Raw genomic sequence first — 25,235 nt, forward strand, 5'->3', positions numbered from 1 at the left:
AGCGGGCGCGCGCACAGCCAACATGTGGGCGCCTCTTCGCTCAGCCCTTCTTCTCCGCGGCCTTCTTCTTTTTCATCGTGTCATGGAAGCGGTCGGCCCAACCCGGCTTCACCATCTGCTCGGCGCGGACCATGCGCAATTCTCCTGCCGCGACATCGCGGCTGACAGCGCTGCCGGCAGCGACAATCGCGTCCGCGCCGATTTCGACCGGTGCAATAAGCGCGCTGTTGGAGCCGATGAAGGCGCGCTCGCCAATTGTGGTCTGGTGCTTGAAATAGCCGTCGTAATTGCAGGTGATGGTGCCTGCTCCGATATTCGCGCCCGCACCGACCGTGGCATCGCCGAGATAGGTCAGGTGGTTGGCCTTGGAGCCTTCTCCCAGCACCGCCTTTTTCATCTCGACGAAATTGCCGACCTTGCTGGTCTTTTCCATCACCGCTCCGGGGCGCAGACGCGCATAGGGGCCGACTTCGCAATCCTCGCCGACATGCGCCCCTTCGAGGTGGCTGAAGGCGCGGATGCGCGCGCCGCGTTCGACCTTCACGCCGGGGCCGAAGACGACATTGGGCTCGATGGTCACATCGGTGGCGAGCTCGGTGTCGTAGCTGAAGAAGACCGTATCGGGGGCCTTGAGCGTGACGCCGTTCTCCAGCGCTTCCTCGCGGCGGAGTTCCTGCCACTGGCGCTCTGCCGCGGCGAGTTCCTTGCGCGAATTGATGCCGAGCACTTCCTCGGGCTTTTCCGCCACCACGGCAGCGCAGGTGCGCCCGTCGGCCACCGCCACGTTGACGATGTCGGGCAGGTAATACTCGCCCTGCGCATTGTTGTTGTCGACGCGCTGGAGGAGGTCGAACAAGTCGCCGCTTTTGGCCGCCATCAGGCCCGAGTTGCACAGGCGTGTGGCGCGTTCGGCCTCGTTGGCGTCCTTGAATTCGACCATTTTCTCGATGGTCATGTCGGCATGGGTGATGACCCGGCCATATTGGAGCGCATCGTCTGGCTCGAAGCCGAGCACCACCACGGCAGGTTCGTCGGCCGCGCGCAGACGCTCGAGCATTTCGATCATGGTCACGGCGGTGATAAAAGGCGCATCGCCCAGCAGCATGATGACATCGCCGTCGAAGCCCTCGAGCGCTTCCTTCGCCTGCGCCACCGCATGGCCCGTGCCGAGCTGCGGTTCCTGCACCACGCAGGTCGCACGGTCGGAAACCTGGTCGATGACCTGCTGGCGCTCGTCACCCACGATGACGATGGTCTTCGCGGGCTGGACGATGGCGACCTGCGCCATCAGATGCTCGATAATCGGGCGCCCGGCGATGTTGTGGAGCACCTTGTGCATCCCGCTCTTGAGGCGCGAGCCCTTGCCGGCTGCGAGGATGACGACGGCGAAATCTCTGCTTTTGTTCATGGAAAGGGGCCATGCCACCAATCGCTTGCAGTTTGAAGAACCATCCTGCAGTTCGAGCCTAATGGCTGATTTTCCCTTCGATATCGTCGCCTTCGACCTCGACGGCACACTGCTCGAAACGCATCGGGACCTGGGCACGGCAGTCAATCACGCGCTGGCACTGGGCGGTTTTGCCAAGGTCCCCATCGAAAGCGCGACCGACCTCATCGGCGGCGGGGCGAAAATCATGCTCAAGCAGGCCGTCGATGCGCAAGGCGGGCTGGCCCATGAGGAGTTCCGCAAGCTCTACAAGGCGATGCTCACCTATTACGGCGAGAATTACGCGGTCCACACAAGGCCCTACCCGCACGCGGTGGAGGTGCTGGACGAACTGGCCGCGCTGGGCGTGACCGTGGGCGTGGTGACCAACAAGTTCGAGCAATTCGCGCGCGGCATCTTAAGCGAACTGGGACTTGCCCAACGCTTCGCCTTCGTTATCGGCGGCGACAGCCTCGGCAAGGGACCCGACGGCAAGCACATCGCCAAGCCCGCGCCCGACCCCATCCTGAAGGCGCGCGAGATGGGCGGCGGTGGCCGCACGGTCTTCGTCGGCGACAGCAGCTACGACATGAAGGCCGCACGCGCGGCGGGCGTTCCGGTGGTTTCGGCGTGCTATGGCTATTGCGACGGCACGGCGGAGGAACTTGGCGCCGACGCAGCGATTGATTCGCTGGAAGGGCTTATCCCTGCCCTTCTTCGCCTCTAGGCGCGCATCCTGACCCTACGGCATCGCGCTTCGCCGCGCCCCCTGTTGCAAGTGCGAAGGGAAAGTGGCAGTCCGCGACATCAATTGACCTTTACGTAAACGACAAACAACCAAGAGCAGGAGCCCCCACATGACCATCGACTTCAAGGACAAGGTAGCCATCGTCACCGGCGCAGGCGGGGGCCTGGGCCGCGAATATGCGCTCGAACTCGCCCGCCGCGGCGCGAAGGTCGTCGTCAACGACCTCGGCGGTGCGCGCGACGGCACCGGCCACTCCGACATGGCCCTCGAGGTCGTCGAGGAAATCGAGAAGATGGGCGGCGAAGCCATGTCGAACGGCGGCAGCGTCACCGAATACGAGCAGGTGGAAAAGATGGTCGCCGACGCCAAGCAGAAGTTCGGCGGCGTGCACATCGTCATCAACAACGCTGGCGTGCTGCGCGACAAGACCTTCGCCAAGATGACGATGGACGACTTCGAATTCGTCGTCGACGTGCACCTCAACGGGTCGGCCAATGTCAGCAAGGCCGTGTGGGAAACCATGCGCGAGCAGGCCTATGGCCGCATCCTGATGACCGCTTCCTCGACCGGCCTCTTCGGCAATTTCGGCCAGGCGAACTACGGCGCAGCCAAGCTCGGCCTTGCCGGCCTGACCAAGACGCTGCAGCTTGAAGGCGCGAAATACGGCATCAAGGTCAACACGCTGTCGCCCGTCGCCGGCACGCGCATGACCGAAGATCTCTTCCCCGAAGAAGCCTTCAAGCTGTTCGACCCAGTCAACGTGGTCCCCGCTGCGCTCTTCCTCGTCAGCGAAGATGCGCCGACCAATGCCATCGTCGGCGCAGGCGCAGGCGGCTATCACTCGGCATGGACGGTCATGAACGACGCCGTCTGGCTGCCCGATGGCGAGCGGACGGTCGAAGGTTTTGCCGCCAACTGGGACAAGATTTCCGAGTTCTCGAACCTCAAGGCTCCGCAGTCGGGTTCGGAACAGTCGGGCGCCATCCTCACCGCGATGCAGAAGGTCACGGGCACCGGCCCCTCCTCCGCACGCGGCTGATTTCGGCAGCAATATCAGGAAGCCCCGGTTCGCATTGCCGAGCCGGGGCTTTTCCTTGCCCTCGCGAGGCGTATTGACGTATTAATACACTAGGTCTATGCCTCACCCATCCATCAATGGGGAGAAATGGCAATGTATAGCCAGGAAGACCTGAATTCGGCAGTCGCGGCGGGGGCAATCACCTCCGATGCCGCCAATGCCCTGCGCGCCCATGTCGCCGCTTCGCGCGACGCGGTGCCCGCCGATGCGGAGCATTTCCGCCTCATCACCGGTTTCAACGACATCTTCGTCAGCATCGGGGCGGTTATCCTGCTGATGGCGATGGCGGCCATCGGTGATGCCTTCTGGAGCAACAACAACGGCCCCTCGCCCGTCAGCGCTGCGCTGGTCGCGGGCACGGCATGGATGCTGGCCGAGTTCTTCACCGCCAAGAAACGCATGGCGCTGCCGAGTATCATCCTGCTGCTGGCCTTCGTAGGCGGCACTTTCATGACCTTCATCGGCCTGATTGTTGCAGCCTTCGACGGTGCGAATTCGCCTGCCGATACGGTCGGCGTGCTGCTGATTGCGCTCTCCGGCCTGCTGACCGCGGGTGCGGCATGGCTGCACTGGCGCCGCTTCATGGTCCCCATCACGATTGCAGCCGGAACAGCGGCAATTGCCGGGACGGTCATCGCGCTCATCGTGGCGGCCATCGGTCCCAAGAACCCGAACATGGAGACCATCATCCTCAGCCTCGTCTTCGTGGCTGGTCTCGTCATCTTCGCCTTCGCCATGCGCTGGGACATGAGCGACCCGCGCCGCGAAACGCGCCGCAGCGACGTGGCCTTCTGGCTGCACCTTCTCGCAGCGCCGATGATTGCCCACCCGATTTTCGCCCTGATCGGCGTTATCGAAGGCGACAATATCGGTGTCGGGGCAGCCGTCGGTGTGCTGGCGGTCTATGTCGTGTTCGGCCTCGTGGCGCTGGCTGTCGACCGCCGCGCGCTGCTGGTCTCGGCGCTGGCCTATGTTCTAATTGCGCTGACCTTCCTCTTCCGCGAATTCGGCGCGGTTGAGCTGAATTTCGCGCTGACCGCGCTGGTCATCGGCTCGGCTCTGCTGACGCTGAGCGCGCTGTGGACGCCCATTCGCCGCAGCGTGGTGAAAGGCCTCCCGACCGACTTCCAGGCACGGCTTCCCGCCACCGCCTGACAATCGGACCACCGAGGGAAAGGGGCTCGCCAGCATGGCGGGCCCCTTTTTCGTGTCAGTCCTCGACCGCTTTCAGGAGGCGGCGTTCGATGGGCGCCATGACCCCGGCGAGTTCATGCCCGCGCTTGAGGACTTGCCCGTGCTCGCCGAACAGCGTCCACATGCCTTGCTTGCTGCGCAATGACGGGCGTTTCTCCAACCGCGCCTGCGGGCGTTCGGCATGACGCACGAAGGCGGCGAAGGTGGCGGTGTCCTTGGTGAAATCCATCGCATAGTCGCGCCACTGCCCGGCAGCGACCATCCGGCCATAGACATCGAGTATCTTGGTCAGTTCCTCGCGGGAAAACCCGACCTGGTTGGGCTTGCGGCCCGGGAAAGCTACGACATTGACGCCGCCCTGCGTGACCATCAGTCGGCGGTACCGCTGCGCTGCTGCGGTTCACGTTCGGCGCGCAGTTCATCGAGTTCGCTGCGCAGCGCCTTCAATTCGCTCTCGAGCTTTTCGACGCAGTCGCGCCCGACCTCGCGCGCGCTTTCGCACGGGTCGTCGCAGGGCGTGCCGTAGGGCATGAATTCCTTCATCCACTCTTCGGCCGGAACCAGCGTGCTGCGTGCCTTGAGGCCAATCATGGTCGCGCCTTCGGGCACTTCGTCGGTCACCACCGCATTCGCGCCGATACGTGCGCGGCGGCCCACGGTGATGGGGCCGATGACCTGCGCGCCCGAGCCGATGATGACTTCATCCTCGATCGTGGGATGACGCTTGCCGCCCACGCCGTTGGTCGGGTTGGTCCCGCCCAGCGTCACGCACTGATAGATGGTGACATTGTCGCCGATCTGCGCGGTCTCGCCGATGACGGTGAATCCGTGGTCGATGAAGAAGTTCTTCCCGATTTTCGCACCCGGATGGATGTCGATACCGGTCACCATCCGGCTCCAGTGATTGACCAGTCGGGCGAGGAAGAAGAGGTCCGCCTCGAACAGCCAGTGCGCCATGCGGTGATAGGCCAGCGCCCAGACACCCGGGTAAAGCAGCACTTCCCAGCGGCTGCGCGGCGCGGGGTCGCGCGCCTTGATCGAGTCCAGATAGGCTATCAGTCCTTCCAGCATGGGCCCGATTCTCTCACTTGTCGCAGTTCAAAGCAAGCGCGCCTGCTCGGGGCCTTGGACCGCCTCGAGCGCGTCGCGCCAGATGGACATGGTGGCAGGCGCCATCCGTTCAAGGCTGAGCCGGTCGATTTCGGCGACAATCCGTTCGATCGCGGCATGGCTGCGCTCCATGCGCGGGATGAGGTAAGCGGGCGCCCCCTCGCCCAGCGCAAGGCCGCGCTGGGCGGCATGGCTGAGCATCAATTCCGCGGCCATGTCATCGTCCGGCGCGCCGATTTCGAGCTGGAGCGCGGCGCCCATACGGCTGCGCAAATCGGGCAGCTCGATATCCCAGCCCTCGGCCCCGACGGTCAGCAATAGCGGGTAGCCGTCTTCTCTTGCGCGGTTCCACGCATGGAAAATCTCGGTCTCGTCCTTGCTATCGGCATCGTCGATGGCACCGCCGCCCGTGTGCGAGCCGAACCAGCGCGCAAACAGCGATTTGCCCGAGCGTGGAGGCCCGGCAAGGATAGCGCAGCCGTAGGGCCAGTCCTGCGTAGCCGCCAGCGCCTCGGCCACGCGCATATTCGCATCGCCGATGACGATACTTGCGGGTCCCTGCGGCCCGGCATGGTCAAGAGGAAGCGCAATCTGCGTCATATCGGCAGCTCGACCAGGGTGATTAGCGGCTGATAACGAGCGCTGTCGAGGTCTGCTGTACGGTGAAGCCCTTGGCGCGCAGCGCATCGGCAAGCTGGCCGATGGAGCCCGCATAGCTGACGGTCATCACCGAAGTCCCGCCAATCGCGGTCGAGCGGACGCCTGTCGAGCGTACGCCGTTCGTGCCGCGTACATCGGCGAGAATGGCACCGAAGGCCGCTGCATCGGGCGAGGCGAACTGCACCGTGTAGAGCGCAACCGAACCTTCGGGCGGCGGACGGTTGATGGGCGCGGAGCTGATGGCACCGCCGCTGGCCTCGGTAGGCTCGGCTGCCGCGGCTTCCTGCGCCTCGTCTTGGCGACGCAACGCACGGCCAAGGTCGACCAGTCGCTGGATGGCCGGATTGAGGTCGCCCTGCTTGATGTTGAGCGTGGGGTCGGGCTTGATGACGCCGCTGCCCAGCGCAACCTGGAAAGTCGCATCGAAGCGGCGCACCGCCCGCGAGAGCATCGCGGGAAGCTCTTCGGGGCTTTCCGCGGTCATGGTGAAGCTGTCGAGGAACTCGTTGTCCGGCCCGTGGCGCGCGGTGAAAGTGCCTTCGATGGGGCCGCCGGGGTAGGTGTAGCGCAGGTTCGCAATCGGCACGAGCACGTCGGCCGCGCCGAATTCGTCAAGGATATTGCTCCACCACACGCGGCTGCGGCGGGTGGTCTGGCCATAGGTCAGCAGCAGCGATTCGCCGCCCGAACCTTGCGGGCGCACGTAGTTCACGCGGCTCTGGCCGGCCTGGAATTCCGCCCATGCGCGCTGCCACGGGTTGCGCTGCTCGTACATTAGCTGCGTTCCCGCGGAGACGGTCACGGGCAGCACCAGCATCGGCGCGCTGCGCGCCGCGCGGCCTTCCTCGCCAAGATAGGCCGAGGCCCGCTGGCGGTCGAAAATCACGCCCAGCGTGGCGACATAGCGTTTCGGCCCCAGCCGCTCTCGCTCGATGACTATGGCCGAGACCAGTCCGGCGATACGCGATTCGGGCAATTTCGGCCCGTCGAGCTTCTCCCACGCCTTCACCTGCGCCTCGCGCCATGCCTCTTCGCGCGCCTTCACGCCGCTTTCGGCGCTCACGTCGACCTCGATATCGGAGACCTGGATGTCGCGCGATGCGGCCACCGCCGCGATACCGCGGTCGCCGCCGACCTGCGCCTGCGCCAGCCATCCCGCTCCGCCTGCAAGGGCGATGCCGGTGGCGATGAGGGCCAGTCGTTTACGGCCGGGTTGAGAAATTTGCGTGCCCATGGGGTGTCTGCCGCGCCTTTTGCCCAAAGCATTCGGGAAATCCAAGCGGGAATGCTGGAAATTCGCTGCGATATGCGCGAAAGGCGCTGGCATGAGCAGCGACACGCCTTCCTACACCTACGAACAGGCCGGGGTTTCCATCGACGCCGGCAACCGGCTGGTGAAAGCCATCGGACCACTCGTGAAAGCCACCATGCGTCCCGGAACGGACGGCGAAATCGGCGGCTTCGGCGGGTTCTTCGATCCCAAGGCAGCCGGTTACAAGGACCCGCTGCTAGTCGCAGGCAACGACGGTGTCGGCACCAAGCTGAAGCTCGCCATCGATACGGACCGCCACGACACGGTTGGCATCGACCTCGTCGCCATGTGCGTGAACGACCTTATCGTGCAGGGCGCAGAGCCGCTTTTCTTCCTCGACTATTTCGCCACCGGCAAGCTGGAGAATGGCGTTGCCGAGCGTGTCATTGCGGGCATCGCCGAGGGCTGCAAAGAAGCCGGATGCGCGCTTATCGGCGGCGAGACGGCCGAAATGCCCGGCATGTATGCGGCGGGCGATTACGACCTCGCCGGTTTCTGTGTCGGCGCCGTCGAGCGCGGCGAGCAGCTGACCGGCGAGCGCGTGGCGCCCGGCCACATCCTGCTCGGCCTCGCAAGTTCGGGCGTGCATTCGAACGGTTTCTCGCTCGTTCGCCGGCTTGCCGAAGACAAGGGCTGGAAGCTCGACCGCCCTGCCCTGTTCGACCAAGACAAATTGCTCATCGAAACGCTGCTCGAGCCGACCCGCATCTATGTGAAGACGCTCCTCCCGCTTGTGCGCGACGGGCTCATCGACGCGATGGCGCATATCACCGGAGGCGGCCTGCTCGAGAACATCCCGCGCGTGCTGCCCGAAGGCGCGCATGCCGAAGTCGAGGCAGACGGCTGGGACCAGCCCGGCCTTATGGCCTTCCTGCAGGCGCAGGGAAATATCGAGCCCGGCGAGATGGCCCGCACCTTCAACTGCGGCGTCGGCATGGTGCTGGCTGTTGCCCCCTCCAAGGTCGAACTCGTCCGCAGCCGTCTCGAAGACGCTGGCGAGCAGGTCCTCGCCGTCGGCCGCATCGTGGAAGGCGACAAGGGCTGCACCGTGCGCGGGTCGCAAGGGACCTGGTCTGCCAAGGACGACTGGGAGGCGGTCCACCTTGGCTGAGAAGGCGAAGGTCGCGATCTTCATTTCCGGGCGCGGCAGCAACATGGCCGCGCTGCTCTATGCAGCGAATTTGCCAGAGGCCGCCTATGAAGTAGTACTCGTCGCCGCCAACGACCCGATGGCCGAGGGGCTGGCGCTCGCCGCCGCCGAGGGCATCCATACCTTCGCCCTCTCGCACAAGGGCATGCAGCGCGCCGAGCATGATGCGGCGATGGAGCAGGCAGCGCGCGAGGCCGGAGCGGAGTATATCGTCCTTGCGGGCTACATGCGCATCCTGACCGACGATTTCGCGAAGCGCTGGGAAGGCCGGATGCTCAACATCCATCCCTCGCTGCTGCCGAACTACCCCGGCCTCGATACCCACCAGCGCGCCATCGATGCAGGCGACAGCCACGGCGGGGTCTCGGTCCATCTCGTGACTCCCGAACTCGACGCAGGCGAAGTGCTCGGCCAGATGCGGGTCGCCATCCGCAAAGGCGAGACTGCCGACAGCCTCGCCGAGCGTGTCCGCTTCGCCGAACACCAGCTCTACCCGCGCGTGCTGAACGACTATCTGGAGCGGGCGCGATGAGAGGCCGCATAACACCCTACCTCTTCTTCCTCGTCGCCGTCATCGCACTTGCCATGGTTGCCTTTGACGATGACCAGAGCTGGCAGACCGAGGAGGTCGACATGCTCGATGCCGTGCTGGTGACGGCAGGCGTGCTTATTGGCGCGCATCTGCTGCGCAAGCTGGCCGAAACGCTCTACGCGCGCTGGAAAGATCGGCAGGGGTGACGCCGTCCCGACCCCATCCCTTTACCCGGTCGAAATTCGCAGAACGGGCCGAGCACCTGATTGCAACAATCTGGACACGCGGTTGGGACGAGAAACCGCCGCTCGAACCCGATTACCTTTGGGGTGTGGGGTCGACAGGATATTCACGCGAGGACGAGGTTTCGCTGCGCAGCGAGGAGGATGTCGCGGACTTCCGGCTGCGGCTGGAGAGGCTCTGCTCCTCGCTAGCCGATGCCAACCTCAACGCGCTCGGCCACACGATGGCCTATGGCCAGTTGAAGAGCGCCATCCGCACCCGCCATGCGCTCGGCAGGTTATGGCGCGAAGAGCCAGGCTCGGCATCGACGCCGCTCGCCCCGCCCATCATCGTGCTCGGCCAGATGCGTAGCGGCACCACGCGGGTCCAGCGCCTGCTGGCTGCCGACCCGCAGTTTTCCGGGACGCGCTTTTGCGACAGCCACAACCCGGTCCCGTCACGCCCTGACCTGCGTCCAATGAAGGCCCGCGCGGCCCTGTTCATGGCGCGCCGCGTCAACCCCTGGCTCGACACGGTCCATCCCTTCGGCGCGACGCGGACCGACGAGGAAATCGGCTGGCTTGCCGCTGCGCTCTCGCCTGCCGCCTTCGAAGCACAATGGCGCATTCCCGCCTATCTCGCCTTCAGCGAAGCGCGCGATGCCGGCCCGGTCTACCGCGAGTTTGCCCGCATCCTGCGCACCGACGCGGCTTTCCACGACACTGCGGAGCGGCCACGCGTCCTCAAATGCCCGCAATTTGCCGAGGATCTTCCCGCCCTCCTCGCACAATTCCCCGACGCTCGCATCGTCCACTGCCGCCGCGACACCGATGATGTCCTCGCCAGCAGCATATCGATGGTCGCCAGCCAGATGGCGTTCCAGAGCGACGAGCACGACCTCTCGGCGCTGGAGCGGGAATGGCGGCGCAAGGTAGCGCTACGCGAGGAGCGGATGACCTCGGCGCTCGACACATTCACCGGGCCTGTGGCCGTGGTCGATTTCGCACGATTGAATGCAGATTGGCGCGATGCGATTGCCGAAACCTACGCCGTTCTTGGGGTGAAATTCACCGGCGATGTAGAAAGCGCGATGAGGAAAGAGCGCGCCGCTTCACGCGACGATGCGCACAGGCACCATAAGGCCCAGATGCTGAACTTCGCGAACTAGGCGTCGATCTCCTGGCCGCTGCGCGTGATTTCGATTTCGGAAATCAGCGGCCCATTGAAACCCACGCGCCACATGGTCGGGCCGCCGACTTCGGGCACCGGGCTGTCCAGACGCCCACGGACGAGTACCTCGTCATTGTGATGGATGATGTCGTCGAGCGCGATGACAGCGCGGGCCGGCTCGCGGAAACCGCGGTCTTTCTCGATGAAGGCATCGCGTCCCTCGGTCCGGCCGCCGCGGACATTGAAGACGACGATATCGTCGGCGAGCAATTCGCCCGCCCGGCCGTAGTCGAGCGAGTTGAGGGCTGCGGCGAGATCTCGCACAGCCTTTTCCCGCTTCCCACGCGGCCTTGGTAACAGGGACCCGAAAACCATAACGGGCGCATCTTTAGCAAAAGATGCGCCCGTTAGCTAACTCATTTGTTTGTTTGCGAAAATTTCGCAAACGGCTGGAATCAGCCGACGATTTCGTCTTCGTTGAAGAAGAAGTCGATTTCGATCTTGGCGTTCTCGTCGCTGTCCGAACCGTGGACCGAGTTTGCTTCGATGCTTTCTGCATAGGTCTTGCGAATGGTGCCTTCGTCGGCATCGGCCGGGTTGGTGGCGCCCATCACGTCGCGGTTCGCCTTCACGGCGTTTTCGCCTTCGAGAACCTGCACGACGACCGGACCCGAGATCATGAAGTCGACCAGTTCACCGAAGAAGGGGCGTTCCTTGTGGACCGCGTAGAAGCCTTCGGCCTGTTCGCGGGTCATGTGGATGCGCTTCGAAGCGACGACGCGCAGGCCGGCGTCTTCGAGCATCTTGGTGACGGCGCCGGTCAGGTTGCGGCGGGTGGCATCGGGCTTGATGATCGAAAAGGTGCGGGTAACCGCCATGATAGTGTTCCTTGCGAAATGTCTTTTTTGAGGGGAGAGAGTTCTCGCGCGCGCCCCTAGCGCCAAGGAGGCGGCGGGGCAAGAATTAGTCGAAGCCGCGTGCCACGGTCAGCTGGCCCTCGGTGAGGGCCGAAACGCGGGTAACCTGCAGGGCGAAGCGCATCTCCTTCTGACGGTTTTCGCCGCCGAGCGTGGTGGTTGCGCCGCCCGAGACTTCGATATCGGGTTCGATGCCGGCCTTGCTGGCCTGTGCGCGATAGAATTTCACCACCTCGTCCCGCGTGTCCTCGGTCGTGAATTCGACCGTCACGAAGGCACCCTCTCCCTGCTCGACCCGCGTGGTGTTGGTGATGTCCGCGCCGGGATAGGCGGTGAAAGGTTCGGGAAAACGCGCTTCCACCTTCTCGCCCGCGCGCATCGTGGTCGTCACTCCGGCAGCGTCGGTATGGGTGGCGCGCACCTCGCCGCTTGCAGGGTCGATGTCGTAGGAGCCGACGGGTTCGCCCATCTCTTCAGCGGTATCGGCTTCGCTCTCGTCATCCACCTTCTTACAGGCGGTGAGAGCGAGGGCGGGGATCAGGAACAGTGAAAGCGCAAATCTCATGCCCATTCGACGGGCGAAAGCTGTTCAAGTTCCTAGGGAATTCAGCGACCCTCGCGCCAGCCGCCTTCGGGGGTCTGCTTGAAGATGCGATTGTCGATGTCGTCCCGCGCGGCAAGTTCGCGCCAAAGGCCACGTGCAGCTTCGGTCGCGTCAGCGTCGAACAGCAACATGGTGCGGTCGAACTTGGCTGCTTCCTCGCGCCACTGCCCGTCGGCGAGGATCGCCATGCGGGCTTCGTTCTGTGCGGCGCAATCTTCGGCGATGAGGATGGGCTGGCGCGCTGCATGCGGCCCGTCAGCGGGACCATGGGCGAGGAAGCTGCCTCCGCCCTGCTGCCACAGCGTCTTGGAGACATGCTCGCGCAGTCCTTCATCGGCGGCGACCACAACCAGCCGCTCGCCCGCCTGCAAGACTCTGCGGGCGAGCTTGGCCACGGTCACATCGACCGGGTCCTTGCTTAGCTGGTAAAAATCGACGCGGATTGGAGGCTCTCCCTACTCGCTCTGCTCACCGGACTTATTCCGCCTGCACCGCTCCGAGCAATAGCGCACATTGTCCCAGTCGCGCGCCCATTTCTTGCGCCAGGCGAAGCTGAGGCCGCACGTCGCGCAGACCTTCGTCGGAAGGTCCGCCTTGCGCCTCATCTTCGCCATGGTGCTGCTGTCGCCTCAGCCTTCCGCCGTGTCGGAAACGAGACGGTCGATGAGACGCACGCCGTAACCTGTCGCGCCCTTGCCCCAGGTGCGGCCGGGCTTGTCCGACCACGCCATGCCGGCGATGTCGATATGCGCCCAGGGCGTATCGTCGGCGATGAAGCGCTGGAGGAACTGGGCCGCCGTTATCGAGCCTGCGCCCTTGCCGCCGATGTTCTTCATGTCGGCAATGGGGCTGTCGATCAGCTTGTCGTAGGCCTTGCCCAGCGGCATGCGCCAGACCTTGTCGCCCACGGCCTCGCCAGCGTCGGCAAGGTCCTTCGAAAGCTGGTCGTTATTCGAGAACAGACCTGCATATTCATTGCCGAGCGAGATGATGATCGCGCCGGTAAGCGTGGCGAAATCGACCACGCGGCTGGGCTGGAATTCCTGCTGGGTCCAGTGCAACGCATCGGCCAGCACGAGGCGGCCTTCGGCATCGGTGTTGAGGATTTCGATGGTCTGTCCGCTCATCGAAGTCACCACGTCGCCGGGGCGCTGGGCATTGCCGTCGGGCATGTTCTCGACGAGGCCCATCACGCCGACCACGTTGGCCTTGGCCTTGCGCTTCACCAGCGCGAGCATGCCGCCCGCAACCGCACCTGCGCCGCCCATGTCCCACTTCATGTCTTCCATGCCGGGTCCGGGCTTGATCGAGATGCCGCCGGTGTCGAAGGTCACGCCCTTGCCGACGAAGGCTGTCGGGGCTTCGCTGCCGCCGCCATTCCAGCGGATGGCGAGGATGCGCGATTCACGCGAGGAACCCTGTCCGACGCCGAGCAGAGAGCCCATGCCGAGCTTGGTCATCTCATCCTCGTCGAGCACGATGAGTTCCGCACCCGTACCCTCGAAACGCTCCTTGCAGCGCTCGACGAAGCTTTCGGGATAGATGATGTTGGCAGGCTCGGTGACGAGTTCGCGGGTGAATTCCACACCCTCTGCCAGCGCCTCGGTATCGGCCCATGCAGCTTCGATACCCTCGGGCGCGCCGACGACGGTGACGCTTTCGAGCGTGACCTTCTGTTCGTCCTTCAGCTTGGTGCGATAGATATCATAACGCCAGTTGCGCAGGCGCAGGCCGAGGAGGACATGCGCCGCCTCCTGTGCCGACAGGCCGCTCTCCGTAAGGTCGAGCACCATGTCCTTGTCGCCGGTCGACTGGAACTTGCCGGTCAGCGCAGCGCCAGCCTTTTCGAGGTTCGCAAGGCGCGCTTCATCGTTGCGGTCGCCAGCGCCTGCAATCGCGAGACGGGCCACTTCGCCGCCGTCTTCCACGAAACCGTCGAAGGTCTGGCCGGCATTGCCCTTGAAGCGTGCGGCTTCTGCCCCGGCGCGCATGGCGGCGTTGGTGGCGGAAGGAAGCTTGCCCTTGTCGACCACATGCGCAATGAGGCGCGCGCCTTGCGGACGGGACTGGCTGAACTGGATTTTCATGGATTCTCCCGAATTCTCAATTGACGGGCCCAAGCCCAAATCGTGGGCAGCCCGGATGAACGCGATTGCGATTAGGCGTGGCCGGTGCGATAGGCAAGCCATGCACCGGGCCCGCGCAAACACCTCACATGATGCCGTGCACCTGTTGGGGACCGCGAGCGCGGCCCTTGCCCTGGTGGCCGGAGCGCCCGTTATGGCGCAGGATGGCGCTGCGACCGGAGCAGGCACCGTCGAGCAGCCAGAAGGCGAGGATCCGAGCGACTTGCCAGCGCCGCCCGAGGGTATTCGGGACCCCGTCGTCATCGCGGCCGAGGGCGATTTGCCGCCCGTCGTGCCCGAGTATAACGAGGCGGGTGAGCGCCAGATTTCCTTTGCCGCCGATGTCCTGAGCTACGATTCCGATGCCGACGTCACCACGGCGGAAGGCAATGTCATCCTGCAGTCCGGCGACCGCTCGCTGCGCGCCGATTCGGTCAGCTGGAGCCAGCGCACCGGGGTCATCCTTGCCAGCGGCAATGTCCGCTTCGTCGACGAGAACGGCAACCAGCTCTACACCGAGCAGGTCGAGCTGACCGACGAATTCGAGGCGGGCGCGATGGAGGATTTGCTCCTCGCCCTGCGCGCCGGTGGCCGGCTTGCGGCTAACAAGGGCGTGCGCGAGAGCGACGGCACCATCCTGCTCGAAGAGGCCGCCTACAGCGCCTGCGCCGTGACCACGCCCGACGGCTGCGACAAGGACCCGAGCTGGCGCATCACCGCCGATCGCGTGACCTACGACCCGTTCGAAGCCAAGGTGAAGTTCAAGGGCGCATACCTTGAACTGTTCGGCGCGCGGCTCATCCCGATGCCCGGCCTTTCGGTGCGCACCGATGATGGCGGCGTGTCGGGCTTCCTCGTCCCCGACATCCGTATATCGGAAAGCAACGGGGTCGAGGTCTCGGGCAGCTATTACCTGCGCATGGCCGACAACAAGGATCTCACCCTTTCGGCCTACCTGTTTTCCAAAACCACGCCGATGGTCTCGGCCCAGTGGCGGCAACTGACCGACAAGGGCGCATACCAGATCACCGGTTACGCCACGCACAGCCGCCGCATTTCCGACTTCACCGGGCTGACCAATGCGACCGAAGCCGATCCGCGCGGTTACGTTTTCGCCAATGGCAGGTTCCAGTTCGACCCCAACTGGAGTCTTACCGGTTCCGTTCGTCTCGCAAGCGACAAGACCTTCCTCCGCCGCTACGACATCAGCCGCGACGACCGGTTGCGCTCGACCATAAATCTCGAACGCATCGATGCCGACAGCTATTTCTCGCTGGCCGGCTGGGCCACCCAGACCTTGCGCCTCAACCAGGAGCAGGAGCGCGTCCCCATCGCCCTGCCCGTGCTGGATTACCGCAAGAGGCTGACCGACCCGCTGGCGGGCGGACAGCTTGAATTGCAGCTCAACAGCCTCGCTATCATCCGCAAGCTGGGGCAGGAAACCGAACGCGCCTTCGCCAAGGCCGAGTGGAGCAAGAAGCGCATTACGGGCATGGGGCAGGTCTTTACCCTGACCGGCCTGGTGCGCGGGGATGTCTACCATTCTGACGGCAATTTGCTGAACCCGACACCGTCCTATCGCGGAAACGAGGGCTGGGAAACGCGCGGCGTGGCGCTGGGCGCGGTCGATGTCGAATGGCCCTTCGTCGGCGAATTGTTCGGCGGCGAACAGGTTTTCACCCCGCGCGTACAATTCGTGGTGACGCCCGAAATCAAGAACCTCGCCATTCCCAACGAGGATGCGCGCGCCATCGACCTCGAGGATTCCAACCTCTTCGCGCTCAACCGCTTCCCCGGCTACGACCGGATCGAAGACGGCGCGCGCGTGACCTATGGCTTCGACTGGAAGCTGCGCCGTCCGGGGCTGGAGCTGTTCACCACACTCGGCCAGTCTTACCGGCTCGACAGCGACCGCGACATCTTGCCCGACGGGACCGGTCTTTCGGAAAAGGTGAGCGACTTCGTCGGCCGTACAGAGGTGCGCTACCGCGATTTCGTCAAGCTCGCGCACCGCTACCGGCTGGACAAGGACAATCTTGCCATCCGCCGCAACGAATTCGATGCGACAATCGGCACCAGCCGCACCTATGCCGAGGTCGGATACCTGCGGCTCAACCGCAATATCGATACGGTGGAGGACCTGCAGGACCGCGAGGAATTGCGTGCCGCCGTTCGTGTGGCCTTCGCCAATTACTGGTCGGTCTTCGGTTCGGGCGTCTTCAACCTGACCGATCGCGAGGAAGACCCGACCCTGTCGAGCGACGGCTTCCAGCCGATCCGCACCCGCCTCGGTGTTGCTTACCAAGACGATTGCCTCGAACTGGGCGCGACATGGCGCCGCGACTACGTTTCGGCGGGCGATGCGCGCAGGGGGGATACCTTCCAGCTTTATTTCAGCCTGAAGAATCTGGGCTTTCGTTGAGGGGGGCGTGTTGGCAGCGCGGGACAAACGCGCTATCCGCCGCGCCGCAATCAGCTACGGTTAAGCCACGATAAGGCACAGCCGGGCTCATCCGGGCGCGATCAGCGCCGCAAGGGAATTTATACGCGTGAACGCACATATCGCATCGAAACTGCTCGGCCTGACCGCTGCCATCGGCCTTACGGCTTCTGCTCCTGCCCTTCATGCGCAGGGGGCTCCGGTCGAAGCGAACCCGCTCGGCCTGCCTGAACAGCCGACCATGCTGGCGAATCCCGATTCCAACGTGCGGCGCGCGACGGCGGTCGTTAACGGCTATGTCATCACCGGCACCGACCTCGACCAGCGCGTGGCCCTGTTGGTCAATGCAAACGAGCGCGAGATTTCTCCCAAGGAAATGCAGCGCGTGCGCGCCCAGGTCCTGCGCAACCTCATCGACGAGACGCTGCAGATCCAGGCTGCCGAAGCCGAAGAAATCGTCATCTCCGATGCCGAGGTGAACCAGACCTACGCCCGCGTTGCGGCGCAGAACGGCCAGCTGCCCGAAGACATGAAAACCCAGCTTGCCTCGATCGGTTCGTCCGAAGCCTCGCTCAAGCGCCAGATTCGCGGCGAACTCGCCTGGCAGCGCCTGCTGCGCCAGAAGGTTGCCTACTTCGTCAATGTCTCTGCCGAAGAGGTCAACGAAGTGATGCGCCGGTTGAACGAATCGAAGGGCACGGATGAATACTGGATCTGGGAGATCTATCTCTCGGCCAACCAGGAAAACCAGGCCGCGGTCGAAGCCAACGCAAAGAAGATTGTCGAGCAGCTCCAGCAGGGCGGCAGCTTCGTCGCCTATGCCCGCCAGTTCTCCGAAGCATCGACGGCAGCCGTCGGCGGTGACCTTGGCTGGATCCACCTTCCGCAACTGAAGGACGCGCAGCTTGAAACGGTGGTTTCGGGAATGACCGCCGGCCAGCTCGTCGGTCCGATCAAGATTCCGGGCGGCTACTGGATCGTTTACCTGCGCGACAAGCGCCAGGTGCTGATGGCCGACCCACGCGATGCCATGCTCAGCCTAAAGCAGATCCAGATCACCTTCGATCCTTCGGCGTCGCAGGAAGCCAACCAGGCCAAGCTCCAGACCTTCATCGAAGGTGTGAAGGGCATGCGCGGCTGTGGCAGCGCCGACGAGATTGCTGCCTCGCTCGATGCAAGCGTGGTGAATAACGATTCGATCCGCGCTCGTGCCCTGCCCGAGCAGCTGCAGAACGTCATGCTCAACCTGCAGGTCGGCGAAGCCACACCGCCCTTCGGCGGTGTCGAGGAAGGCGTGCGCGTGCTGATGCTGTGCGGCCGCGACGATCCGGAAGCGGCCGGAGGCCCGAGCTTCGACGAAGTCATGGCGCAGATCGAAGACGAGCGCATCGCCAAGGCAGCCCAGCGCTACCTGCGCGACCTGCGCAACGACGCCTACATCGAATACAATTGAGCGCGCTCTCCCGCCCATTGGCACGCCCCCTCGCCGTATCGCTGGGCGATCCGGCGGGTATTGGGCCCGAAATCATCACTCAGGCCTGGGTAGACCGGGCTGTCGAAAAGCTGCCTGCATTCTTCGTGGTGGGGGGCGCGCAGGTGCTCGCCGAGGCCGCCAAGGCGCGCGGATTGCACGTCGAGATCGAACGCATTGCTGCGCCTGAGCAGGCGATGGAGGTCTTCAGGACCGCCATCCCCGTGCTCGGAAGCGATGATGCGGCTTATACGCCCGGCCAGCCCGACCAATCGGGCGCGCACCTTGCCTTGCATTCGCTGGTCGACGGCGCGGGACGCACGGCGCTGGGCGAGGCTGCCGCGCTGGTCACCGCGCCCATTTCGAAGACCGACCTTGCGATGGTCGGCTTCACCCAGCCGGGCCAGACCGAATTCCTTGCCGATGCCTGCGGGAAAGAGCGCGAGGACGCGGTGATGATGCTTGCCGGCCCATCGCTGCGCGCCGTGCCGCTGACCGTGCATTGCGCGCTGGAGGAGGTGTCGGGCAGGCTAACCAAGGACCTCATCCTCCACCGCGCGCGCATCGTGAACGAGGCCCTCAAGCGCGACTTCGGCATTGAGAAGCCCCGCATCGCTGTGTGCGGCCTCAACCCGCATGCGGGCGAGAACGGACGCTTTGGCGACGAGGAACAGCGGGTCATCACCCCTGCGGTCGACCAGCTCGAAGCCGAGGGTCTCGACATCACCGGCCCGCATCCGGGCGATGCGCTGTTCACGCCGCGCGCGCGCAAGAAATACGACGTCGCGCTGGCGATGTATCACGATCAGGCGCTCATTCCGCTGAAAGCGCTCGATTTCGACGAGGGCGTCAATGTCACGCTCGGCCTGCCGATTGTCCGCACCAGTCCCGACCACGGCACCGCCTTCGACATCGCGGGCAAGGGCAAGGCCGATGCTGGCGCGATGATTGCCGCTTTGCGCATGGCCGGAGAGATGGCGGCGCGGCGTCAGGCGAATTGATTTCCCGTTCGTGTCGAGCGAAGTCGAGACACGCTGGCGCAAACGGTTCTCGACTTCGCTCGAACCGAACGGATAGAGGGATGTGATGAGCACCCTTCCCCCCCTCAGAGAAGTTATCGCCCGCCATGGCCTGTCGGCCAGCAAGGCGCTGGGCCAGAACTTCCTTTTCGACGAACAATTGCTCGACCGCATCGCGGCGCTGCCCGGCAGTCTCGAAGGCCGCCGCGTGCTTGAAATCGGCCCCGGCCCAGGCGGTCTGACCCGTGCTCTCTTGCGTGCGGGCGCGCAGGTCACCGCCATCGAAATGGACCAGCGCTGCCTTCCCGCGCTTGCAGAACTGGGCGAGGCTTTCCCCGGCAAGCTCGAAGTCATCCAGGGTGATGCGCTCAAGCTCGACCATGACGAAATCATGGGCAGCGAACCATACGCCATCCTCTCCAACCTGCCCTATAATGTCGGCACCGCGCTGTTCACGCGATGGATGGGTGGGGAGGAATGGCCGCCGCTCTGGACCTCGCTCACGCTGATGTTCCAGCAGGAAGTCGCCCAGCGCATCGTCGCCAAGCCGGGCGTGTCCGCCTACGGACGCTTGGCAGTCCTTGCCCAATGGCGCGGCGCAGCGAAGCTGGCAATGAAGGTCCACCGCAGCGCCTTCACGCCGCCGCCCAAGGTCATGAGCGCCATCGTCCATGTGGAACCGGCCGCCATGCCGGAAGGCGTGTCGGCCAAGGTCCTCGAACGCGTGACCGAAGCCGCTTTCGGCCAGCGCCGCAAGATGCTCCGCCAGAGCCTCAAAGGCATGCCCGGCGCGGTCGAGGCGCTGGAAGGCATCGGCATCGACCCGCAACGCCGCGCCGAAACGCTGGAAGTGTCCGATTTTGTCGCGCTGGCCCGCGCGCTCAGCTAGGGTCTGGGCCTAACCTAGCCGCGCGCGCTCTTGCTGCGCGAGCTTGCGCAGCAATTGGGCGGCAATGTCGAGCGTCTGCAGTTCTTCCGACAGGCGCATCACCAGTTCCGGGTCGTCGGCAAGGTTATCGGCCAGATCGTCGAGCGATCCTGCTACGCGGTGCATGTCGTCGGCGGTGATATAGCTGTTGTGCAGCGGCGCATTGCTTTCGCGCACCGGACCGCGCTCGCGCATCTCTTCCATGATGCGCTTGAAGGCGTTGTCGACCGATTGCTGCGCCTCGGCATCGGGGAACCAGTCCTCGACCACGGTGCGCTGGCTGAAGGACACGCCCGCCTGCTCGCCGCTGCGCCAGACGATCTTGCCCGGTACGGATAGCGCGCCGCGCCGCAGTTCGACCTCGTAGCCGACCAGCGGCAGCGTCTCGCCTTCGATCAGCGCACCGATGGGCGACATATTGCACAGGCGCACGACACCTGCGCCCGGCTGCGAGTGCACACTCGCGCGCACGTGCAAGTCGACGCGTTCTTCTCGGCGTTGCTGGTGAACTTCGGCGGACAAGCCGGGCGACCTTTCAATTGGTATTGAAAGCCGGTCCTAGCCGCAAAGCTTTACCATATGCTTGATGGCGCGTTCAGCATCTTGCCTTCTTCGCCAGGCGCCACTGGTGCAGCAGCGGCTCGGTATAGCCGCTGGGCTGCTCGACGCCCTTGAAAATCAGGTCCTTGGCCGCGCTAAACGCCGCACCGTCAGGATTCTCGAGCAGCGGCTCATACAAGGGGTCACCAGCGTTCTGCCCGTCCACCTTGGCCGCCATTCGGCTGAGCGAATCGAGCACTTGGGCCTCGGAGATGACCCCGTGGAGCAGCCAGTTGGCGATATGCTGGCTGGAGATACGCAGCGTTGCGCGGTCCTCCATCAGGCCGACGTCGTTGATGTCGGGGACCTTGGAACAGCCCACGCCCTGGTCGACCCAGCGCACCACATAGCCGAGCAGGCCCTGGCAGTTGTTGTCGAGTTCCTCGCGGATTTCGTCCTCGGACCAGTTCGTGCCCTCGGCAAGCGGGATCGTGAGCAATTCGTCGAGCTTCGCCGCATCGCCCAGACCCTTCTGGATCTCGAAGACGTCCTCGCGGTGATAGTGGATGGCGTGGAGCGTCGCCGCCGTCGGGCTCGGCACCCATGCGGTGTTGGCCCCGGCGCGAAGATGCCCGATTTTCTCCAGCATCATCTGGCCCATCAAATCGGGCGCGGCCCACATGCCCTTGCCGATTTGCGCGCGCCCCGAGAGGCCATGCGCGAGGCCGATGCCGACATTGCGCGCCTCGTAAGCTTTCAGCCATGCGCTGCCCTTCATCTCGCCCTTGCGCTTCATCGGACCGGCCTGCATCGAGGTATGGATCTCGTCGCCGGTGCGGTCGAGGAAGCCGGTGTTGATGAAGACGATGCGGTCCTTCACCGCGTGGATACAGGCGGCAAGGTTTGCTGAGGTGCGGCGCTCCTCGTCCATCACGCCGACCTTGATGGTATGGCGCGGCAGGCCCAGCAAATCCTCGACCGCATCGAAGAGGTCGTTGGTGAAGGCGCATTCCTCCGGCCCGTGCATCTTGGGCTTCACGATGTAGATGCTGCCCATCTTGCTGTTGCCATACTTGCCCAGCCCAGCGACATCCTGCGCTGAAATCGCGCTGGTCATCACGGCATCGAGAATGCCCTCGGGAATTTCCTTTCCATCCCAGCGCATCGCCGGATTGGTCATCAGGTGGCCGACATTGCGCACGAACATCAGGCTGCGGCCGGGGAGAGAGAATTCGGTGCCGTCGGGAGCCGAGTAGCGCCGGTCTTCGGCCAGGGCCCGCGTCACCGTCTTCCCGCCCTTGTCGAAGCTCTCCGACAGATCGCCACGAATGATCCCGAGCCAGTTGCGGTAGGCGGTGAGCTTGTCCTCTGCATCGACCGCGGCGACCGAATCCTCGCAATCGGCGATGGTGGTCAGTGCTGCCTCGAGATTGATGTCGGCGATGTTCGCCGGGTCCGTCCTGCCGACCGGATGATCGGAATCGAAGACCACCTCGATATGGAGCCCGTTATTCTCGAAGAGGCATGTCTTGTCGTTGCACCCGACACACTGCGCGGGATTGGCAAGCGGGATGCCGTCCTCCTTCACATTCGTGAGGTCGGCCCATTTCTTACCGTCTGCCAGCGGGACAGCCTCGTCCATGAAGCGCTTTGCTTCGGCGATCACCGCCAAGCCGCGTTCCTCGTCATATCCGCCCGGCCTTGCAGGCGGGGCATCGAGCGCATCGGTGCCGTAGAAAGCGTCGTAGAGGCTGCCCCAGCGCGCATTCGCCGCATTCAGCAGGAAGCGCGCATTGAGGATAGGCACGACCAGCTGCGGGCCTGCCATGGTGGCAATTTCGGGGTCGACGTTCTCGGTTCTGATGGTGAACTCGCCCGGCTCGGGGACGAGGTATCCGATGTCTTCCAGGAACGCGCGATAGGCGTCCGCGTCATGCGGCTGGCCCTTGCGCTCATTATGCCATGCGTCGATTTTCGCCTGCAAATCCTCGCGCTTTTGCAGCAGCGCAGCATTGCGCGGTGCGAAATCGCCCAGCAGCGCGGCAAAGCCCTGCCAGAAGGCATCCGCATCCTTGCCCAGCGGGGGCAGGACGTCGCTCTCGACGAATGTGGCAAGCTCCCGGTCGACCTCGATACCGGCGCGCGTCACGTAATTGCTCATGGAACTCCTCTGCGGTGTCTATACACTTCACGATGTGGACCCGGGGAGGAGTGCCTACGCTATGGCGAGAGCGGTTGACGATTGCAAGCGGTGGGGTGGACTTGATTGCGCGCACGGCTAAGGACGTTACCGATGAAACCGGATACGAATGCAGAGGCCCTCCTAGACGCCATCGACGCGGACACGATGCTGCGCGAGGTGCAGGACTGGGCCGCCATCAACACCGGCACGGCGAATATCGAGGGGCTGGCAAAGATGGCAGGCGTGCTCGCCGATGCCTTCTCGGCGCTGCCCGGCGATGTCGAGCTGGTCGACCCGGCCAAGGTTACCGCGATTTCGGCCGAGGGCCGCGAATTCGAGAAACCGCATGGCCAGCACATGGTCCTGCGTGTCCGTCCGGAGGCAGAGCGTCGCTTCGTTCTGACCGGACACATGGACACCGTCTTCCCCGTCGACCACCCCTTCCAGGAGGTGAAGTGGCTCGACGACGAGACCATCAACGGCCCCGGCACCGCCGACATGAAGGGCGGTCTCAACATCATCCTCCACACGCTCAAGACTTTCGAGACCATCGAAGGCTCGGACCGCGTCGGCTATGACGTGATGATAAATTCGGACGAGGAAACCGGCAGCCTCGCCAGCCGCGGCCTGATCGAGGAACTGGCGCGCGGCAAATACGCCGCGCTGACTTATGAGCCCAGCGCCCTGCCCGATGGCACGCTCGCCCATGCGCGCGGCGGAACGGGCAATTATTCCATCACCATAACGGGGCGCAGCGCGCATGCGGGCCGCAACCCGCACGAGGGCCGCAATGCCATCGTCGCTGCCTCCGACCTCGTCCTGCGCATCAAGGCGCTGGAGGCCGAGGACATCACGGTGAACCCTGCCAAGATCGAGGGTGGCGCGGCCAACAATGTCGTGCCCGACCTCGCCATCCTGCGCTTCAACATCCGCCCCAAGTCGACCGACGCGATGAACCGCTTCGACGGCGAACTCGACGCCATCCTGCGCCTTATCGAGGCCGAGCACGAAGTCGGTATCCACCGCCACGGCGGCGTCACCCGTCCGCCCAAGCCCGTCGATGACAAGGCCCAGCGCCTGTTCGACCTCGTCAAGGCATGCGGCGCCGAACTCGGCCAGAACATCGGCTGGAAAAGCACTGGCGGCGTATGCGACGGCAACAACATCGCTGCCACAGGCGTGCCCGTGGTCGACACCATGGGCGTGCGCGGTGGCGCCATCCATTCACCCGACGAATTCATGATTGTCCCTTCGCTGCGGGAACGCGCCGCCCTGAGCGCGCTGGTCCTCTCGAAGCTATCCACCGGAGACCATTTGTGAGCTTCCGCCTGCGCGCCGCGCATATCGACGACCTCGAACACCTTTATGAAATGGCCAAGCTGACCGGCGGCGGGTTTACCAACCTGCCCGCCGACAAGGCCGCGCTGACCAAGAAGCTCGAACGCGCCGACGAGGCTTTCTCGCGCACCGGGGACGAGTTGGGCGATGACGTCTTCACGCTGGTGCTGGAAAACACCGAGACCAAGCAGGTGCGCGGCACGTGCCAGCTGTTCAGCCAGGTCGGCCAGCAATGGCCGTTCTACAGTTATCGCCTCAACACGCTGACGCAGCACAGCCAGGAACTCGACCGCACCGTGCGCGCCGAACTTCTGAGCCTCGTCACCGACCTTGAAGGTTCGTCCGAAGTCGGCGGACTCTTCCTCCACCCGGGCGAGCGCGCAGGCGGGCTCGGCCTGCTCCTCGCACGCAGCCGCTATCTCTTCATCGCGATGCACCGCGCGCGCTTTGCCGACCGCATCCTTGCCGAACTGCGCGGCGTCATCGACGATCGCGGCGGCTCGCCGTTCTGGGACGGTGTTGCGGGCCGCTTCTTCGGCATGACCTTCCAGGAGGCCGACTATTTCAACGCCACCAACGGCAACCAGTTCATCGCCGACCTGATGCCCAAGCACCCGGTCTATGTCGAAATGCTGAGCGACGAAGCGCGCAAGGTCATCGGCGTGCCGCATCCCACGGGCCGCGCGGCCATGCGCATGCTCGAAAACGAGGGCTTCGCCTACGAAGGCTATGTCGACATTTTCGACGGTGGCCCGACCATGACTGCACGTACCGACCAGGTGAAGAGCATCCGCGATGCACGCCCCGCCAATGTCGTCGCGACCGACCTCGACATCGGTGAACGGGCGCTGGTGGCAAGCGGTCACCTCGACACATTCCGCTCCGCCTATGGCATGCGCGAAATGGTCGAAGGTGGCGGCATCGCGATAGACGAGATTTGCGCCCGGACACTGGGTGTCGAGCCCGGCGATACGGTCTGGAGCGTTGCGCGCTAGACAAATGCCCGCCGTTCGTGTCGAGCGAAGTCGAGACACGTTGGCCAGGCGCGAGGTTGCCGTATCTCGACTT

At 64.3% G+C, this 25,235-nt stretch carries 25 protein-coding genes and 1 pseudogene; 13 read left to right on the forward strand and 13 right to left on the reverse strand.

The genetic code is table 11. The features are described 5' to 3' along the window. Positions 1-40: 40 nt before the first annotated feature. Positions 41-1,408 carry a bifunctional UDP-N-acetylglucosamine diphosphorylase/glucosamine-1-phosphate N-acetyltransferase GlmU gene (gene glmU, locus K3152_RS06235; protein ID WP_221573260.1) on the reverse strand — a complete coding sequence of 456 codons (1,368 nt, stop codon included), beginning with the start codon at positions 1,406-1,408 and terminating at the stop codon, positions 41-43. A 61-nt stretch (positions 1,409-1,469) separates the two neighbouring features. On the opposite strand from glmU, the gene K3152_RS06240 reads away from it, so the two are divergent. The 3 genes from K3152_RS06240 (at position 1,470) to K3152_RS06250 (ending at position 4,407) form a co-directional block, all read left to right on the forward strand. Next, entirely contained in the window at positions 1,470-2,153 is a 684-nt protein-coding gene (locus K3152_RS06240) for an HAD-IA family hydrolase (RefSeq protein WP_221573261.1), read from the forward strand. Between the two features lie 130 nt (positions 2,154-2,283). Beyond that, positions 2,284-3,213 carry an SDR family NAD(P)-dependent oxidoreductase gene (locus tag K3152_RS06245; protein WP_221573262.1) on the forward strand — a complete coding sequence of 310 codons (930 nt, stop codon included), beginning with the start codon at positions 2,284-2,286 and terminating at the stop codon, positions 3,211-3,213. A 132-nt stretch (positions 3,214-3,345) separates the two neighbouring features. Further along, the gene (locus K3152_RS06250) at positions 3,346-4,407 is read left to right on the forward strand and encodes a hypothetical protein (RefSeq protein WP_221573703.1); all 1,062 of its coding nucleotides are present in this window, start codon (positions 3,346-3,348) and stop codon (positions 4,405-4,407) included. A 55-nt stretch (positions 4,408-4,462) separates the two neighbouring features. Here the strand turns inward: K3152_RS06250 and K3152_RS06255 are convergent, their stop codons facing one another. From K3152_RS06255 to K3152_RS06270, 4 genes are read right to left on the reverse strand one after another with little or no spacing between them, the layout of a single operon-like run. Beyond that, a complete protein-coding gene (locus K3152_RS06255) occupies positions 4,463-4,816 on the reverse strand; it encodes a DUF2794 domain-containing protein (protein WP_221573263.1) in 354 nt (117 codons plus the stop codon). Beyond that, complete coding sequence (epsC, locus tag K3152_RS06260; protein ID WP_221573264.1) at positions 4,816-5,517, reverse strand: serine O-acetyltransferase EpsC; 702 nt, start codon at positions 5,515-5,517, stop codon at positions 4,816-4,818. The genes K3152_RS06255 and epsC overlap by 1 nt, the downstream gene beginning before the upstream one ends. A gap of 27 nt (positions 5,518-5,544) precedes the next feature. Further along, on the reverse strand, positions 5,545-6,156 hold the full coding sequence (locus K3152_RS06265) for a P-loop NTPase family protein (protein ID WP_221573265.1): 612 nt from the start codon (positions 6,154-6,156) through the stop codon (positions 5,545-5,547). Between the two features lie 22 nt (positions 6,157-6,178). Further along, positions 6,179-7,450 carry a heavy-metal-associated domain-containing protein gene (locus K3152_RS06270; protein ID WP_221573266.1) on the reverse strand — a complete coding sequence of 424 codons (1,272 nt, stop codon included), beginning with the start codon at positions 7,448-7,450 and terminating at the stop codon, positions 6,179-6,181. A gap of 91 nt (positions 7,451-7,541) precedes the next feature. On the opposite strand from K3152_RS06270, the gene purM reads away from it, so the two are divergent. The 4 genes and pseudogenes from purM (at position 7,542) to K3152_RS06290 (ending at position 10,600) form a co-directional block, all read left to right on the forward strand. Continuing rightward, positions 7,542-8,639 (forward strand): phosphoribosylformylglycinamidine cyclo-ligase, encoded by a 1,098-nt coding sequence (gene purM, locus K3152_RS06275; RefSeq protein ID WP_221573267.1) that lies wholly within the window; start codon positions 7,542-7,544, stop codon positions 8,637-8,639. After that, a pseudogene (gene purN / locus K3152_RS06280) lies at positions 8,632-9,207 on the forward strand (phosphoribosylglycinamide formyltransferase); the annotation flags it as partial. The gene purM and the pseudogene purN, both read left to right, overlap by 8 nt. Next, entirely contained in the window at positions 9,207-9,416 is a 210-nt protein-coding gene (locus tag K3152_RS06285; protein ID WP_221573268.1) for a hypothetical protein, read from the forward strand. The pseudogene purN and the gene K3152_RS06285, both read left to right, overlap by 1 nt. After that, positions 9,413-10,600, forward strand: coding sequence for a sulfotransferase family protein (locus K3152_RS06290; protein WP_221573269.1), 1,188 nt, complete (start codon positions 9,413-9,415; stop codon positions 10,598-10,600). The genes K3152_RS06285 and K3152_RS06290 overlap by 4 nt, the downstream gene beginning before the upstream one ends. Here the strand turns inward: K3152_RS06290 and K3152_RS06295 are convergent. The 6 genes from K3152_RS06295 to K3152_RS06320 all read right to left on the reverse strand — a co-directional run bounded on the left by K3152_RS06295 (position 10,597) and on the right by K3152_RS06320 (position 14,210). Beyond that, on the reverse strand, positions 10,597-10,926 hold the full coding sequence (locus tag K3152_RS06295; RefSeq protein ID WP_221573270.1) for a nuclear transport factor 2 family protein: 330 nt from the start codon (positions 10,924-10,926) through the stop codon (positions 10,597-10,599). The genes K3152_RS06290 and K3152_RS06295 overlap by 4 nt on opposite strands. A gap of 131 nt (positions 10,927-11,057) precedes the next feature. Then, the gene (gene ndk, locus K3152_RS06300; RefSeq protein ID WP_040965769.1) at positions 11,058-11,480 is read right to left on the reverse strand and encodes a nucleoside-diphosphate kinase; all 423 of its coding nucleotides are present in this window, start codon (positions 11,478-11,480) and stop codon (positions 11,058-11,060) included. Between the two features lie 85 nt (positions 11,481-11,565). Then, positions 11,566-12,084, reverse strand: a complete 519-nt coding sequence (locus tag K3152_RS06305; RefSeq protein ID WP_221573271.1) for a hypothetical protein — start codon at positions 12,082-12,084, stop codon at positions 11,566-11,568. A gap of 41 nt (positions 12,085-12,125) precedes the next feature. Next, the gene (locus K3152_RS06310; RefSeq protein ID WP_221573704.1) at positions 12,126-12,566 is read right to left on the reverse strand and encodes a DNA polymerase III subunit chi; all 441 of its coding nucleotides are present in this window, start codon (positions 12,564-12,566) and stop codon (positions 12,126-12,128) included. 12 nt (positions 12,567-12,578) lie between these two features. Further along, positions 12,579-12,737: a DUF2256 domain-containing protein gene (locus K3152_RS06315; protein ID WP_221573272.1), complete on the reverse strand. Its 159-nt coding sequence runs from the start codon at positions 12,735-12,737 to the stop codon at positions 12,579-12,581. 15 nt (positions 12,738-12,752) lie between these two features. Further along, entirely contained in the window at positions 12,753-14,210 is a 1,458-nt protein-coding gene (locus K3152_RS06320; protein WP_221573273.1) for a leucyl aminopeptidase, read from the reverse strand. Between the two features lie 193 nt (positions 14,211-14,403). On the opposite strand from K3152_RS06320, the gene K3152_RS06325 reads away from it, so the two are divergent. From K3152_RS06325 to rsmA, 4 genes are all read left to right on the forward strand, one after another. Further along, positions 14,404-16,671 carry an LPS-assembly protein LptD gene (locus tag K3152_RS06325; RefSeq protein WP_221573274.1) on the forward strand — a complete coding sequence of 756 codons (2,268 nt, stop codon included), beginning with the start codon at positions 14,404-14,406 and terminating at the stop codon, positions 16,669-16,671. A gap of 127 nt (positions 16,672-16,798) precedes the next feature. Beyond that, complete coding sequence (locus K3152_RS06330) at positions 16,799-18,142, forward strand: peptidylprolyl isomerase (RefSeq protein WP_221573275.1); 1,344 nt, start codon at positions 16,799-16,801, stop codon at positions 18,140-18,142. Next, positions 18,139-19,161 carry a 4-hydroxythreonine-4-phosphate dehydrogenase PdxA gene (gene pdxA / locus K3152_RS06335; protein WP_221573276.1) on the forward strand — a complete coding sequence of 341 codons (1,023 nt, stop codon included), beginning with the start codon at positions 18,139-18,141 and terminating at the stop codon, positions 19,159-19,161. The genes K3152_RS06330 and pdxA overlap by 4 nt, the downstream gene beginning before the upstream one ends. 85 nt (positions 19,162-19,246) lie before the next feature. Continuing rightward, entirely contained in the window at positions 19,247-20,068 is an 822-nt protein-coding gene (gene rsmA, locus K3152_RS06340) for a 16S rRNA (adenine(1518)-N(6)/adenine(1519)-N(6))-dimethyltransferase RsmA (RefSeq protein WP_221573277.1), read from the forward strand. 9 nt (positions 20,069-20,077) lie between these two features. Here rsmA and K3152_RS06345 read toward each other — a convergent pair whose 3' ends face one another. Both K3152_RS06345 and K3152_RS06350 read right to left on the reverse strand, forming a co-directional pair. Next, complete coding sequence (locus K3152_RS06345) at positions 20,078-20,629, reverse strand: PilZ domain-containing protein (RefSeq protein WP_221573278.1); 552 nt, start codon at positions 20,627-20,629, stop codon at positions 20,078-20,080. A 73-nt stretch (positions 20,630-20,702) separates the two neighbouring features. Continuing rightward, positions 20,703-22,808 carry a malate synthase G gene (locus K3152_RS06350; protein WP_221573279.1) on the reverse strand — a complete coding sequence of 702 codons (2,106 nt, stop codon included), beginning with the start codon at positions 22,806-22,808 and terminating at the stop codon, positions 20,703-20,705. A 132-nt stretch (positions 22,809-22,940) separates the two neighbouring features. Between K3152_RS06350 and K3152_RS06355 the strand changes: the two genes are divergently transcribed. Together K3152_RS06355 and K3152_RS06360 are read left to right on the forward strand one after the other, a co-directional pair. Further along, positions 22,941-24,149: a hydrolase gene (locus K3152_RS06355; RefSeq protein ID WP_221573280.1), complete on the forward strand. Its 1,209-nt coding sequence runs from the start codon at positions 22,941-22,943 to the stop codon at positions 24,147-24,149. Next, positions 24,146-25,162: an arginine N-succinyltransferase gene (locus tag K3152_RS06360; RefSeq protein ID WP_221573281.1), complete on the forward strand. Its 1,017-nt coding sequence runs from the start codon at positions 24,146-24,148 to the stop codon at positions 25,160-25,162. Before K3152_RS06355 ends, K3152_RS06360 begins: the two co-directional genes overlap by 4 nt. Positions 25,163-25,235 lie beyond the last annotated feature (73 nt).

Origin of the sequence: Qipengyuania polymorpha (assembly GCF_019711435.1) — a bacterium.
Classification (GTDB): Bacteria; Pseudomonadota; Alphaproteobacteria; order Sphingomonadales; family Sphingomonadaceae; genus Qipengyuania; species Qipengyuania polymorpha.

Bases quoted from the DNA above. Each gene is read 5' to 3' on its own strand.
- K3152_RS06350 (WP_221573279.1), bottom strand. From the start codon at position 22,808: ATGAGCAATTACGTGACGCGCGCCGGTATCGAGGTCGACCGGGAGCTT.
- K3152_RS06245 (WP_221573262.1), top strand. From the start codon at position 2,284: ATGACCATCGACTTCAAGGACAAGGTAGCCATCGTCACCGGCGCAGGC.
- epsC (WP_221573264.1), bottom strand. From the start codon at position 5,517: ATGCTGGAAGGACTGATAGCCTATCTGGACTCGATCAAGGCGCGCGAC.
- K3152_RS06285 (WP_221573268.1), top strand. From the start codon at position 9,207: ATGAGAGGCCGCATAACACCCTACCTCTTCTTCCTCGTCGCCGTCATC.
- K3152_RS06315 (WP_221573272.1), bottom strand. From the start codon at position 12,737: ATGGCGAAGATGAGGCGCAAGGCGGACCTTCCGACGAAGGTCTGCGCG.
- K3152_RS06255 (WP_221573263.1), bottom strand. From the start codon at position 4,816: ATGGTCACGCAGGGCGGCGTCAATGTCGTAGCTTTCCCGGGCCGCAAG.
- rsmA (WP_221573277.1), top strand. From the start codon at position 19,247: ATGAGCACCCTTCCCCCCCTCAGAGAAGTTATCGCCCGCCATGGCCTG.
- K3152_RS06320 (WP_221573273.1), bottom strand. From the start codon at position 14,210: ATGAAAATCCAGTTCAGCCAGTCCCGTCCGCAAGGCGCGCGCCTCATT.
- K3152_RS06355 (WP_221573280.1), top strand. From the start codon at position 22,941: ATGAAACCGGATACGAATGCAGAGGCCCTCCTAGACGCCATCGACGCG.
- purM (WP_221573267.1), top strand. From the start codon at position 7,542: ATGAGCAGCGACACGCCTTCCTACACCTACGAACAGGCCGGGGTTTCC.
- K3152_RS06250 (WP_221573703.1), top strand. From the start codon at position 3,346: ATGTATAGCCAGGAAGACCTGAATTCGGCAGTCGCGGCGGGGGCAATC.
- K3152_RS06325 (WP_221573274.1), top strand. From the start codon at position 14,404: ATGGCGCAGGATGGCGCTGCGACCGGAGCAGGCACCGTCGAGCAGCCA.
- K3152_RS06305 (WP_221573271.1), bottom strand. From the start codon at position 12,084: ATGAGATTTGCGCTTTCACTGTTCCTGATCCCCGCCCTCGCTCTCACC.
- ndk (WP_040965769.1), bottom strand. From the start codon at position 11,480: ATGGCGGTTACCCGCACCTTTTCGATCATCAAGCCCGATGCCACCCGC.
- K3152_RS06240 (WP_221573261.1), top strand. From the start codon at position 1,470: ATGGCTGATTTTCCCTTCGATATCGTCGCCTTCGACCTCGACGGCACA.
- K3152_RS06265 (WP_221573265.1), bottom strand. From the start codon at position 6,156: ATGACGCAGATTGCGCTTCCTCTTGACCATGCCGGGCCGCAGGGACCC.
- K3152_RS06270 (WP_221573266.1), bottom strand. From the start codon at position 7,450: ATGGGCACGCAAATTTCTCAACCCGGCCGTAAACGACTGGCCCTCATC.
- glmU (WP_221573260.1), bottom strand. From the start codon at position 1,408: ATGAACAAAAGCAGAGATTTCGCCGTCGTCATCCTCGCAGCCGGCAAG.